At 62.6% G+C, this 13,012-nt stretch carries 13 protein-coding genes; 7 read left to right on the top strand and 6 right to left on the bottom strand.

What is annotated here, in order from left to right; all coding sequences use genetic code 11:
• Window positions 1-9: 9 nt before the first annotated feature.
• Both RCO31_RS04955 and cysG read right to left on the bottom strand, forming a co-directional pair.
• Window positions 10-324, bottom strand: coding sequence for a DUF2849 domain-containing protein (locus tag RCO31_RS04955; RefSeq protein ID WP_308967129.1), 315 nt, complete (start codon window positions 322-324; stop codon window positions 10-12).
• Entirely contained in the window at window positions 321-1,757 is a 1,437-nt protein-coding gene (cysG, locus tag RCO31_RS04950) for a siroheme synthase CysG (protein ID WP_308967128.1), read from the bottom strand. The genes RCO31_RS04955 and cysG overlap by 4 nt, the downstream gene beginning before the upstream one ends.
• Window positions 1,758-2,030: 273 nt before the next feature.
• Between cysG and cysD the strand changes: the two genes are divergently transcribed.
• The 7 genes from cysD to RCO31_RS04915 all read left to right on the top strand — a co-directional run bounded on the left by cysD (window position 2,031) and on the right by RCO31_RS04915 (window position 10,158).
• Window positions 2,031-2,825, top strand: a complete 795-nt coding sequence (cysD, locus tag RCO31_RS04945) for a sulfate adenylyltransferase subunit CysD (RefSeq protein WP_308967127.1) — start codon at window positions 2,031-2,033, stop codon at window positions 2,823-2,825.
• Window positions 2,826-2,840: 15 nt separating this feature from the next.
• Complete coding sequence (gene cysC / locus RCO31_RS04940) at window positions 2,841-4,784, top strand: adenylyl-sulfate kinase (RefSeq protein WP_308967126.1); 1,944 nt, start codon at window positions 2,841-2,843, stop codon at window positions 4,782-4,784.
• 39 nt (window positions 4,785-4,823) lie between these two features.
• Window positions 4,824-5,822 carry a thiosulfate ABC transporter substrate-binding protein CysP gene (gene cysP / locus RCO31_RS04935; RefSeq protein WP_308967397.1) on the top strand — a complete coding sequence of 333 codons (999 nt, stop codon included), beginning with the start codon at window positions 4,824-4,826 and terminating at the stop codon, window positions 5,820-5,822.
• A 49-nt stretch (window positions 5,823-5,871) separates the two neighbouring features.
• Window positions 5,872-6,699, top strand: a complete 828-nt coding sequence (gene cysT / locus RCO31_RS04930) for a sulfate ABC transporter permease subunit CysT (RefSeq protein WP_308967125.1) — start codon at window positions 5,872-5,874, stop codon at window positions 6,697-6,699.
• Between the two features lies 1 nt (window position 6,700).
• A complete protein-coding gene (gene cysW, locus RCO31_RS04925; RefSeq protein ID WP_308967124.1) occupies window positions 6,701-7,573 on the top strand; it encodes a sulfate ABC transporter permease subunit CysW in 873 nt (290 codons plus the stop codon).
• A 169-nt stretch (window positions 7,574-7,742) separates the two neighbouring features.
• Window positions 7,743-9,911 (top strand): malate synthase G, encoded by a 2,169-nt coding sequence (locus tag RCO31_RS04920; RefSeq protein ID WP_308967123.1) that lies wholly within the window; start codon window positions 7,743-7,745, stop codon window positions 9,909-9,911.
• Between the two features lie 46 nt (window positions 9,912-9,957).
• Window positions 9,958-10,158, top strand: a complete 201-nt coding sequence (locus tag RCO31_RS04915) for a CsbD family protein (protein WP_308967122.1) — start codon at window positions 9,958-9,960, stop codon at window positions 10,156-10,158.
• Between the two features lie 193 nt (window positions 10,159-10,351).
• Here the strand turns inward: RCO31_RS04915 and RCO31_RS04910 are convergent, their stop codons facing one another.
• The 4 genes from RCO31_RS04910 to RCO31_RS04895 all read right to left on the bottom strand — a co-directional run bounded on the left by RCO31_RS04910 (window position 10,352) and on the right by RCO31_RS04895 (window position 12,964).
• A complete protein-coding gene (locus tag RCO31_RS04910; protein WP_308967121.1) occupies window positions 10,352-10,513 on the bottom strand; it encodes a Thivi_2564 family membrane protein in 162 nt (53 codons plus the stop codon).
• A 93-nt stretch (window positions 10,514-10,606) separates the two neighbouring features.
• Complete coding sequence (locus RCO31_RS04905; protein ID WP_308967120.1) at window positions 10,607-11,242, bottom strand: DUF2865 domain-containing protein; 636 nt, start codon at window positions 11,240-11,242, stop codon at window positions 10,607-10,609.
• Between the two features lie 27 nt (window positions 11,243-11,269).
• Window positions 11,270-12,187, bottom strand: a complete 918-nt coding sequence (locus RCO31_RS04900; protein WP_308967119.1) for a DUF2865 domain-containing protein — start codon at window positions 12,185-12,187, stop codon at window positions 11,270-11,272.
• 15 nt (window positions 12,188-12,202) lie between these two features.
• On the bottom strand, window positions 12,203-12,964 hold the full coding sequence (locus tag RCO31_RS04895) for a L,D-transpeptidase (protein ID WP_308967118.1): 762 nt from the start codon (window positions 12,962-12,964) through the stop codon (window positions 12,203-12,205).
• Between the last annotated feature and the right edge of the window lie 48 nt (window positions 12,965-13,012).

The following is a 13,012-nucleotide window of genomic DNA, read 5'->3' as shown; positions in this document are numbered from 1 at the left end:
ATTGACCTGTCAGGCGCTCGCCGGAAGTGCGAAAGTTGTGCCGCGCAAGCGGATCGCTTCGCGGATATTGCCGGGCTCGATCGAGCCGTCCGAGCCAACCTCCACCGGCGCAATGTAGGAGCCGATCGCGCCGAGATCGTCAGCCATGGCTTCGGCCCACAGCGCCTTGGCGTCATCGGCGGTACGCACGACGGCCGCGTCCGACAGCTCGGTGGACCAGCCGTTGGACGATGTCCGGTAGATCACAGCGCCGTCGCCCGTGCGATTGGCGGTGACGATCGAAGGTCCGGTGATTTTCAGCTTTTGTTGGAGAGGAGATGTCATTCGGCCGCCATTTCAAGTGTCGAAAGGAGATGTTTCAGCCCGGCGTCGCGCCAGGGTGCGGAGTGCGCCACCACGTCGCCGATGATCAGGATTGCCGGACCCCGATCGACCTGCGCGGCAAGCGCCGGCAATTCGTCGAGCGTTCCGACGACGGATTTCGCATCCGGGCGCGTAGCCCGTGCAAACACGCCGACTGGGGTCTGAGGAGGGCGCCCCGCCGCCAGCAAGCCGGCGCGGATCGCGGGGGCCGCCGTCATGCCCATGTAGACCACGACGGTCATCTTCGTGTCGGTCAGCGCCGACCAGTCGACGACCTCGGCGTCTTTTGCCTTGTGCGCCGTCAGCAAGGTGATGCGCAGCGCTTCATGGCGGAACGTCAGCGGTACCTCGGAGGCGGCAGCGGCGCCGATGCCGGCTGTGATGCCCGGCACCACCGCGTAGGCGACGCCGGCCTTGCGCAACACTTCGATTTCCTCGCCGCCGCGGCCGAAGATAAAGGGGTCACCGCCCTTCAGACGGACTGCACGCTTGCCGGATTGCGCCGCTTCGATGAGGAAGTGATTGATGGCGTCCTGCCCGATTCCCGGGTTGCCGATGCGGCGGCCGACCAGGACACGTGATGCATCGCGGCGGACGCGATCAAGAATTTCGGGCGAAACAAGCTCGTCGTAGAATACGACATCGGCATCCTGCAACGCGCGTAGCGCTTTGATCGTGAGGAGGTCGGGATCGCCAGGACCGGCGCCGACCAGGGTGACGAAACCTTTGGCCGGACCTTCGGCGAATGCGGACGGGTTGTCGATCGCCTCCAGCGCTGCCTCCGCCTCGCGGGTCTTGCCGGCAAGCACCAGTTCGCCGATCGGTCCGTCGATCACCCGCTCCCAGAAGCGTCGTCGCAGCGGGAAATCGGCAATGCGTGCATGAAATTCCTTCCGCCGTTGGCCGATGAAGCCGGCAAGGTCGCCAATGCGCGCGGGCAACATTGCTTCGATTCGTTCGCGCAGCCGACGCGCGACGACGGGCGACGTGCCGTTGGTGCCGACAGCAACGATCACGTCGCCGCGGTCGACGATTGCAGGCGAGATGAAGGTCGAATGCGCAAGGTCGTCCATCACGTTGACGGGAATGCCGTGCGCGCGTGCCCACGCGGAGACAGCCGGGCCAATCTCGCCTGCGCCGGCGCTCAGCACGGCAATCGCGCCATGCAGGTCGGCGGCGAGCGGATCGTCGAGAAGAATTTCGACTTGCCGCGCCGCGTCTGCGCCAAGCGCGGCAAGGCGATCGGAGGGCGAAATCGACTTGTCGGTCGCGTACCAGCGGATATGCGCGCCAGCTGCCGTGAGCACGCGCAGCTTGGCCAGCGCCAGCTCACCGTCGCCCACCAAAATGATGGGGCCCGCCCTCAGGTCGAGAAAGACCGGCAAGAATCGCATTCAACGCTCCGCGCCCCGTGTCGGGGTTGACTAGAATTATTTTCTATATATGTCTGGCGCAGGCGACGTAAAGAGAAAATTATTTCTTCTACGCCGCCATCCAAATATAGAATTTTTCTCCACGAAATCAAAGCGCCAGAGATGCATCTTCCCAGCCACGATTTCGGGCCGAACTGGCGCTCCTTTGCAGCAGCAACGGCTCAACGTTCGCGAAGCAAATTCCGAGCCGCCGGCTCAACGCTTTTCGTCCGATCGGCGGGGAGGGCATAGCTCGTGGATCACCTCGATCAGCTTGAAGCGCAGAGCATCTACATTCTCCGGGAGGCGTTCGCGCGGCTGAAGAAGCTCGCGCTGCTGTGGTCCCTCGGCAAGGATTCGAACGTGATGATCTGGCTCGCGCGCAAGGCCTTCTTCGGGCGCGTGCCGTTTCCGGCGATGCACGTCGACACCGGCAAGAAGTTCCCGGAAATGTACGCGTTCCGCGATCAGTATGTGAAGGAGTGGGGTCTGGATGTGAGGATCGAGCCGTGCCCGCCGATCGATGCAGTCGATCCGACCCTGCCGCCGGCGGCCCGCTCCGCCGCGCGCAAGACCGAAGGGTTGAAGCTCGCGCTGGCCAAGCACGGCTTCGATGGTCTGATCGCCGGCATCCGCCGCGACGAAGAGGCGACACGCGCGAAGGAGCGGGTGTTCTCGCCGCGCGGGACTGAAGGTGGCTGGGACGTGCGCGATCAGCCGCCGGAGTTCTGGGATCAGTTCAACGCCTCACCGCCGCCTGGCGCGCACTTGCGCGTTCACCCGATCCTGCATTGGACCGAGGCCGACATCTGGGCCTACACCCAGCGCGAAAATATTCCGATCATCCCGCTGTACCTGTCGAAGAACGGCAAGCGCTATCGTTCGCTTGGCGATGCCGACATTACGTTCCCGGTCGCTTCAGCTGCCTCGACGATCGCCGAGATCCTGCACGAGCTCGAGCAAACGAAGGTGCCGGAACGGGCGGGGCGCGCGCTTGATCACGAGACCGAGGACGCCTTCGAACGCCTGCGTGTCTCCGGCTACCTGTAAATTCGAGTCATCGCGATGAATATCCAGCTCGCAAGCTCCGCAAGCGCACACGATCTTCGCGCCGTACCGCCTGAATTGGTTCAAGGTCAGGCCCGGCCGCAGGTACGTATCGTCATTGTCGGCCATGTCGATCACGGCAAGTCGACGCTGGTCGGGCGGCTGCTGCATGAGACGGGCAGCCTGCCGGACGGCAAGCTGGAGATGCTGAAGGCCGTCAGCGCACGCCGCGGTATGCCGTTCGAGTGGTCGTTCCTGCTCGACGCGCTGCAGACCGAGCGCGATCAGGGCATCACCATCGACACCACGCAGATCCGTTTTCGCACCAATGCGCGCGAAGTCGTGCTGATCGACGCGCCCGGCCACGCTGAATTCCTGCGCAATATGATCACCGGCGCCTCGCAGGCCGACGCCGCGGTGCTGATCATCGACGCCGCCGAGGGCGTGCGTGACCAGACGCGTCGTCACGGCTATTTGCTGCACCTCTTGGGCATTCGCCAGGTGGCGGTGGTCATCAACAAGATGGACCGCGTTGGCTTCAGTCATGCGCGCTATCGCGAGATCAGCGACGAGATCTGCGCCCATCTCGATGGCCTCGGCGTCAGTCCGACAGCGGTGATTCCGATTTCCGCGCGTGACGGCGACGGTGTCGCGGCACGCACGCCCCAGATCGGCTGGTACGTGGGGCCGACCGTGGTGGAGGCGCTCGATCAACTGGCGCCCGCGCGGCAGATGGACGAGTTGCCGCTGCGGCTTCCGGTCCAGGCCGTCTACAAGTTCGACGATCGCCGGATTGTCGCCGGACGTGTCGAATCGGGCGCGCTCAAGGTCGGCGACGAGATCGTCATCATGCCTGCAGGCAAGATCGCGCGGGTCAAGACGGTCGAGGGCTGGCCTGTCACGCCGGTGTCAGCGCCCCAAGGCGCCGGCCGTTCGGTCGGCATTACGCTCGACCGCGAGCTGTTTCTCGAACGCGGCGATGTGATAGCGCATTCATCGGCATTGGTGCGTGACACGCGGCGTCTGAAGGCGCGGATCTTCTGGCTGCACGATACGCCGGTGACGGCAGGCGCGACCATGCTGGTCCGTCTTGGCACAATGGAAAGCCGCGCGACTGTGGTCGCAATTGAAAATGCTGTCGATCCGGGCGAACTCTCCAGCGTGGGCACGCGATCGATCGGTCGCAACCATGTCGGCGAGATTGATCTTTCGCTGGCTCAACCGATAGCGGCGGACACTTACTCGGACAATCCGCGTACCGGCCGGCTCGTGATCGAGGTCAACGGCCGCATCGCCGGCGGCGGCCTGGTGTTGAGCGTCGATGCCGGGGCGCGCGGGGTGCCGGTCGATATCGTGCCGGTGGAATCCGCCCTTCGTCCCGACGAACGCTCCGCGCGCTTCCGGCATAAGGGCGCGGTGATCTGGCTGACGGGGCTTCCGGCGTCCGGCAAGTCCACGCTGGCGCGGGCGCTGGAACGGCGCTTGTTCAGCCGCGGCGGCTCGCCGATCATGCTCGATGGCGACACCTTGCGTGCCGGTCTGAATGGTGACCTCGGCTTCTCCGCCGAAGATCGCAGCGAAAACATCCGTCGCCTCGCCGAAGTCGCCTCGCATCTTGCCCGCAACGGCCATGTCGCGATCGTTGCCGCGGTTTCACCGGGGTTCGCCGACCGGGCGCAGGCGCGCCGTATCGCCGACGAGTTATTCCATGAGGTCCATGTTGCGACCTCTGCCGAGGTTTGCGAGGCGCGCGATCCGAAGGGCCACTACCGGAAGGCCCGAGCGGGGCAGATCCACGGTTTCACCGGAACCGACGGCGGCTATCAGCCGCCGACGAACGCTGAGTTGGTGCTCGATACCGGAACAAAATCCGTCGCCGAGGCCACCGATGAAATCGAACGCATGCTGGCGCAGCGCGGCGTGCTGTTCGAGGAACTTGCCGACCTTGCAGCGAATATCTGATCAACAGGACAGGTTACGCCCATGAACATCCGCACTCGCCTGACGACCATCGCCGTTGCGGCCGCCTTCGCGGTTGGTTCCGCGACCCCGATCTACGCGCAAAATCCCAACACGTTGCTGAACGTATCCTACGACATTGCGCGCGAACTCTACGTCGAGATCAACGCCGCCTTCGCCAAGTCCTACAAGGCCAAGACCGGGCAGGACGTTACGATCAACCAGTCGCACAACGGCTCATCGCGGCAAGCGCGTTCTATCCTGGAGGGGCTGGAGGCCGACGTCGTGACCTTCAACCAGGTTACCGACGTGCAGGTGCTCCACGACCGCGGTAAACTGATTCCGAAAGACTGGCAGAAGCGGCTGCCGAACAACTCTTCGCCCTATTATTCGCTGCCGGCCTTCCTGGTGCGCGCCGGCAATCCGAAGAACATCAAGGACTGGGACGATCTGGTTCGGTCCGACGTCAAGGTGATCTTCCCCAACCCGAAGACCTCGGGCAACGCCCGCTACACCTATCTTGCCGCGTATGCCTATGCGAAAGCGAAATACGGCGAGGGCGCAAAGACTGACGAGTTCATCAAGCAGCTGTTCAACAATGTGCCGGTGTTCGATACCGGCGGCCGCGCCGCGACGACCACGTTCGTGGAGAGGCAGACTGGTGACGTGCTGATCACATTCGAGGCGGAAACCAACGCCATCCGCGATCTCGTGGGCAAGGACAAGGTCGAGGTGGTGGTGCCGTCGATCAGCGTGCTGGCCGAGTTTCCGGTGTCGGTGGTCGACAAGTTCGTCGACAAGCATGGCACCCGCCCGCTCGCGACCGCCTACCTCGAGTATCTCTATTCCGAGGAGGGGCAGACCATTCTCGCAAGGCAATACAACCGCGTGAACAATGAGAAGGTCGCCGCCCAGTTCAAGGACCGATTCCCGCCGGTGAAGCTGGTGAAGGTCGAGGAAGAGTTCGGTGGCTGGGACAAGGTCAACAAGGAGCACCTCGATCCCGACGCCAAGCTCGATCAATTGTTCGGGGCGCGGTAGATACTGATTCGACCGCGCCGAGCCGGCGCTCATTGAACGATTATTCCAGGTGCGCCAGCGAAGCGTCATACCCGGTTTCGGCCTGGCTCTCGGCACGACCGTGCTCTATCTCGGCGCGATCGTGCTGCTGCCACTCTGCGCGCTGATCCTCCGAGCGTCGGACGTCGGCGTTGAACAGTTCTGGACCATCCTGTCAGCCCCCCGAACGCTTTCGGCGATCCGTGTAACCGTGACCATGGCGCTCGCCGCGACGCTGTTCAACGCAGTCTACGGTTTGCTGCTGGCATGGGTCCTTGCGCGCTATGAATTTCCGGGCAAGCGTGTGCTCGACGCGCTGGTCGACGTTCCCTTCGCATTGCCGACTGCGGTCGCGGGCCTCGCGCTGACGGCACTGTTCGCCAAAAACGGCTGGTTCGGCGCGCCGTTGGACTCGATCGGAGTCTCTGTCTCGTATACGCCGCTTGGTATCGCAATCGCCATGGCGTTCACCAGCGTGCCGTTTGTCGTGCGCACGGTGCAGCCGGTGATCGAGGATCTCGGCACCGATGTCGAGGAGGCTAGTCGTTCGCTCGGAGCCAGCGACTGGCAGATTCTACGGAAAGTGATTTTTCCGTCGATATTTCCCGCCTTTCTCGCCGGTTGCTCGCTGGCCTTCGCCCGGTGTCTCGGCGAGTTTGGCGCGGTGATTTTCATCGCCGGCAACCAGCCGATGAAAACCGAAATCGTGGCGCTGCTGGCCTTCATTCGCCTCGAAGAATACAACTACGGCGCCGCTGCGGCGATTGCCACGGTGATGCTGGCGATGGCCTTCGTCATGCTGATCGTCACCAACATCATCCAGGCATGGCATCTGCGGTATCTCGGGCGAGGGGACTGACATGCGCGCGCCTCCGAGCCAGAGCAAAAAGATGCTGACGCCCGTGGGGGCGGGGCGTGCCACGCGACGAATCCTGCTTGGCGTCGTCCTTGTCCTGACCGGCTTCTTTCTCGCCGCGCCGTTGATCCTGATCTTCACGTCGGCGTTCTCGCAAGGGATTGGCGTGTTCTTCAAGAACCTGACCGACCCAGCGATTGCCTATGCGATCTGGCTGACACTCCTGACGGCGCTGGTCGTGGTGCCTGTCAATATCCTGTTCGGTCTCGCGGCGGCATGGACCGTGACGAAATTCGAGTTCCCCGGCCGCACCCTGCTGATCGCGCTGATCGAGCTGCCGTATTCGATCTCGCCGATCGTCGCCGGCGTCGCCTACCTGTTCGTTTACGGCACACAGGGTCTGTTCGGGCCGCTGCTCGAGCAGTTCGACATCAAGATCATGTTCGCGCTTCCGGCGATCTTTCTCGCCAGCATGTTCGTGACTGCGCCGTTCGTCGCCCGCGAACTGATCCCGCTGATGCAAGTGCAGGGTACCGACGAGGAAGAAGCCGCCGTGACGCTCGGCGCTTCCGGCTTTGCAACATTTGTGCGGGTCACATTGCCAAACGTGAAATGGGCGGTTGTTTATGGCGCCATCCTGTGTAACGCGCGGGTCATGGGAGAATTCGGCGCGGTCTCCGTCGTGTCCGGAAACATTCGCGGTGTCACCACAACCCTGCCGTTGCAGATCGAGTTGCTGTTCCACGACTACAACATCGTCGGCGCATTCACGGCCTCGATGGTGCTGGCCGCCGTGGCGCTCCTGACCATCGTGCTGAAGGTCGTTCTGGAACGCTTCGGCGAGGCTGATCTGGCCTCGGTCAATCGCCTGCATTGAGCTGAAAAATCTGGTCAAACGGCCCTTCGGGGACAGGGGCTTCTCTTCAAGGCGCGTTTGGCGCTAAAAGGCTTCCTGTCGTGTCCTTTTGCCACGCGCGGAGGGATGCCCCACCCAAAGATCCTCAATCAGCGGACAGTCTTTCCGTTGTCGACGTGAGATGCAAATTATGAGCCGAGTTGAAGCCAGCGGACTGAAGGTCGCAGCGCCCCTTTACGAGTTTGTCGCGAACGAAGCTGCCCCAGGCACCGGCGTTTCTGCAGATAAGTTCTGGGCGGGGCTCGCCGGAATCATCAAGGACCTGGCGCCGAAGAACCGCGAGCTTTTGCAGGCACGCGATGCCATGCAGGCGAAGATCGACGGCTGGCATATCGCCAACAAGGGCAAGGCTTTTGATCCGGCCGCGTACGCCAAGCTGCTTCAGGACGTCGGCTATCTCCTGCCTGAACCCGCCGCACGCGGCGTGCAGACCGCCAAGGTCGACGATGAGATCGGCACGATCTGCGGCCCGCAGCTCGTCGTTCCACTCACCAATGCACGTTATGCACTGAATGCGGCGAACGCCCGCTGGGGCAGCCTGTACGATGCGCTCTACGGCACCGACGCCATTTCCCACGAACCGGGCGATGCTGCGGTGAAAGGCTATAACAAGGCGCGCGGCGATAAGGTCATCGCCAGCGCGAAATCCATTCTCGACGGGGCGGTGCCGTTGGCGAGCGGGAGTCATGCCGATGTGACGGCCTACACGATCGAGAATGGCGCCCTGTTCGCGACGACGGCGAAGGGGCGCACCGCTCTGAAGCGCGCGCAGCAGTTCGCAGGTTTTCAGGGAGATCCCAAGTCGCCGAGCGCCGTGCTGCTGGTCAATAACGGGCTGCACATCGATATCCGTATCGACCGCAATCACCCGGTCGGCAAGGACGATGCTGCCGGCGTCGCCGACGTGATGTTGGAGTCAGCCGTCAGTACCATCCTGGACATGGAAGACAGCGTCGCCGCGGTGGATGCCGAAGACAAGGTGCTGGTCTATCGCAACGCGCTCGGGCTGATGAAGGGCACGCTTTCCGCCGACTTTGAGAAGGGCGGCAAGACGCTGCAGCGCTCGCTGAACGAGGACCGCGTCTACAAGGCGCCGGACGGGAAGGAGCTGAGGCTGCACGGACGTGCGCTGCTGCTGATGCGCAATGTCGGTCACCACATGTATACTGATGCGGTCCTCGACAGCGCCGGGCAGGAAATCCCGGAAGGCATCCTGGATGCCGCGATCAGCGGCCTGATCGCCATCCACGATCTGAAGGCCGACTCCGATCTGCGCAACAGCCGCACCGGCTCCGTCTATATCGTCAAGCCGAAGATGCATGGCCCGGCCGAGGTCGCGCACACCTGCGAGATCTTCTCGCGTGTCGAGGCGATGCTGTCGCTGGCAAAGAGCCAGCTGAAGGTCGGCATCATGGACGAGGAGCGGCGGACGACCATCAACCTGCAGGCCTGCATCCAGGCTGCAAGCGATCGCATTGTCTTCATCAACACCGGCTTCCTGGACCGGACCGGCGACGAAATCCACACGTCGATGGAAGCCGGCGCGATGACGCGCAAGAACGACATGAAGTCGACCGCCTGGATCAAGGCCTACGAAGACTGGAACGTCGACAAGGGCCTCGCCAACAGCCTTCCGGGCCATGCGCAGATCGGCAAGGGAATGTGGGCCGCGCCGGACAAAATGGCCGACATGCTCGCACAGAAGATCGGGCATCCGCAGGCGGGCGCGTCAACCGCCTGGGTGCCGTCGCCGACGGCGGCGACCCTGCATGCGCTGCATTATCATCAGGTGAACGTGCTGGAGCGCCAGCGTGAGTTGAATGGCCATCCGCGCGCGAAGCTTGCCGACATTCTCACCATTCCGGTCTCTCAATCGAACTGGGCGCCGGAGGACGTGAAGCAGGAGATCGACAACAACTGCCAGGGCATTCTCGGTTACGTGGTGCGCTGGATCGATCAGGGCGTCGGCTGCTCCAAAGTACCCGATATTCACGATGTCGGCCTGATGGAAGATCGCGCGACGCTGCGCATCTCGAGCCAGCATATCGCCAACTGGCTGCATCACGGGATTGTCACCCAGGATCAGGTGATGGAAGCGCTGAAGCGGATGGCCGTGGTGGTCGATCGGCAGAATGCGGATGATCCGCTGTACAGGCCGATGGCACCGTCGTTCGACGGCATCGCCTTCAAGGCTGCCTGCGATCTGATCTTCAAAGGGCGCGAGCAACCGAACGGCTATACCGAGTGGATCCTGCACGCACGCCGCAGGGAGGCGAAGGCCGCGCTCAGGAACGTTTGATCCCTCCGTCCGTTGGCCAGGCATCCAACTCTTTGGAGGTCAAACAATGGACTGGAACCGCGTCGAAGGTAACTGGAAGCAATTCAAGGGTAACGTGAAGGAGCAGTGGGGCAAGCTCACCGACGATGATCTCGACGTCATCGACGGTAGGCGCGATCAGCTCGAGGGCAAGATCCAGCAGCGTTACGGCTATGCCAAGGATCAGGCACGCAAGGACGTTGATGCGTGGTTCGCCTCACTGAAATGACGTTGCAGAACGCATGCAAAAGCCCCGGCTCTCACCGGGGCTTTTCTTTTGGATCCCCGCCTTCCATAGGCGAGCGACGTGACGCCGTTCTTCGAACGGCCATATAGGCGAACGAAGCGATGCCGTTCTTCGAACGGCTATGGGTATGACGCTGAACGTGTTTGGTCGACTACAAACCTGATTTCATTATGCTTTAGAAGACCGCGAGATACTTCAGAAGCGATACGATACCAAGGATGATGACGATGGCGCGAGCGATCTGCTTGGCGCGCCCATCGAGCGGCAGCATGTTGATCAGATACAGAACCAGGATGACGACGAGAAAAGTAATAAGGATGCCAATGAGAACAGACATGCAGGGAGCCCCTCCGGTTGACAATCGAGACGTCAACGTCCTGGCATGGCCTGGGTTCCACCTTTCGGAACCTATCAGAAATGCGAAAAGCTATTAACGCGACGGCACTTGTGGTCGGCTGTATCTTTCGCGGATCTGAGGCGGCGCCGGACTGAACTCGGCGACCGCGCCGCGCCTTTGCTCTGCTGCGCGGCTTGCGACGATCAGACCGCTCTCGCCCGCGACGATGTCGCCCCGGCGAAGCGTCTTGTCTTCATCGACGCCGATCGACGCCAGACCGGTCGAATCCTTGCCGTTACAGGTGCAGCCGCTGACGAGCTGCTCGCGATATTTGAAGGCGTTTGGCAGCGAGGAATAGGGTTTTCCGTCCTCGCTCGTCGCCCGCGCAATCGAGCCGCCGTAGAAGACTCTCGTGTCGCCGGCGGGACACAGGCTGCTGCAAGCGGCCGCATGGCTCTGCTCGCTGCTCGCCGAAACCGGGAAATAGCGGCCATCGCAACTCCGGACGCAGTAGGCGGTGCCTCGTCCGCCACCGCCCGATGACGGGGCTTGTCGAGGCATCCGTGGATCGCTGTCGCCGAATGCCGGCAACGATTGCGATCGTCCCGACAGAAAGTCGAAAAACGAGGAGAGCAGATCGCGAGCCTGCGCGTTCCCTGCGTCGCCGCTCACAACAGCAGCAATGACGACGGCAATTGCCGGGCGGATGACGGCGGAGGGAACGGGCATGATGTTTTCAGATGCTGATCTGAAACCTCAACGTTCAGACGAGCCCGGAGTTCCGTTGTCCGGGCTTTCCGAATCGTCCTGGTCGGCTCGCCCCCGTTCGCGCGAGGCCTTCTTCTTGAGCGCCAATGCTGAACGTGCCATCGCGTGTGACTGTTCGAACTTCGCGCGAATGCTTTGCGGTGCAGGACTGAAGCCCGCTACCTTGCCGCGTTTCTTGTCGCCGAGGCGGGTTGCGACGATCAGGCCGTTCTCGCCGGCGACGATGTCGCCTTTCTGGAGGGTCTTGTCGTCGTCGATGCTGACCGATGCAAGGCCGACCGGGTCCTTGCCGTTACAGGTGCAGCCGCTGACGAATTTCTCCCGATACTTGAAGGCGTTCGGCAGCGAAGAATAGGACTTTCCAGCACTGTTCGTCGCGTCGTCAATGGTGCTGCCGGAAAAGATCGCGGTCTCGCTCGCCGGACAAAGGCTACTGCAGATTGCGGCACGGCTCTGCTCGCTGTTACCGGATACCGGAAAATAGCGACCATCGCAGGTGCGAACGCAATAGGACCCGCTGCCGCCATCTTCCGAGTATTCGGCCGCTGGCCGTTCGTATGTCGCAACCCGTGACGTCGAGCGCGATCTTGCGCGGTTCCTTGACCGTGGCCTCTCTTCCGGCGCCGCCTGCTGGACAGGCTGCGCAAACCAGTTGCCGAAGTTCAGTGAGGCCTGCGGAGATTGGGCCGGCTGCGCAGGCTGTGAGGACCGCGACGAGCGTGAAGGTCGCTGGCGCGGCTGATATGATTGCGACGCCGACGGAGCGCCTGAATCAACACCAAAGAACGAGGAATCTTGCGCGCGTGCCTTCGTCGGCCCGGTGCTGACAACCGCGACTGCGGTCATGATGAGCAGGGCCGCGAGCGCAGCGAAGATGCGGATGGTAGCAGACGACAACCTGGGCATGCGGAGCAACCGATCTTAGCGAAGGCCCGCGCCGCCGCTTCGAGGCGAGAGTTGGCGGCTCCCTGTCACGGTCATAGCACGTGCCGGCATCGCGGCGTACGCATCGAGATTTCGTCTTTTCATCTTTGGCAGCACCACCACCTTGGTGCCGATGTTCACCCTTCTGAACAGGTCGATGACATCTTCGTTCGTCATGCGGATGCAGCCGCTGGACACGAATTGGCCGATCGTCGACGGATCGTTCGTACCGTGGATGCGATAGATGCTGCCGCCGAGATACATGGCGCGGGCGCCGAGCGGGTTGCCGGGTCCACCGCCAATCCAGCGCGGCAGGTAGGGCTGGCGGGCGATCATTTCCGCAGGCGGAATCCAGTCCGGCCATTCCGCCTTGCGTGACACGGTTTGCACGCCGGACCATGTGAACCCTTCGCGACCAACGCCGACGCCGTAGCGGATCGCGCGGCCTTGGCCGAGAACGTAATAAAGGTAGGTGTTTCCGGTATCGATGACGATCGTCCCCGGTGCTTCCCGTGTGTCATAGGCGACGATGGTTCGCTGCAGGTCTTCAGCAACGAGAGCGTCCCGCCCATAGACCGACTCTCGTGTGGAAAAGTTCGATGACGGCGCGGAGATCGTCTGCAGTGAGGCGTACCCCAGCGACTGGGCGTCGAGTGGGCCGCTGGATGCGAACGTCATCACGCCCACGACTGCTGTCCTTAGAATGAAGCGACGGCTCGTAGCGAACGCTGCCGAGCGATGGAATGCGATCCCGGTCATGGCGAAGCCCCCTTACTGCGGCACGAGCGAGACTGTCGCGCCGATGGC

This window comes from Bradyrhizobium sp. LHD-71 (assembly GCF_031157255.1).
Lineage (GTDB): Bacteria > Pseudomonadota > Alphaproteobacteria > Rhizobiales > Xanthobacteraceae > P52-10.
This window is presented reverse-complemented; position numbering and strand designations above follow the sequence as displayed.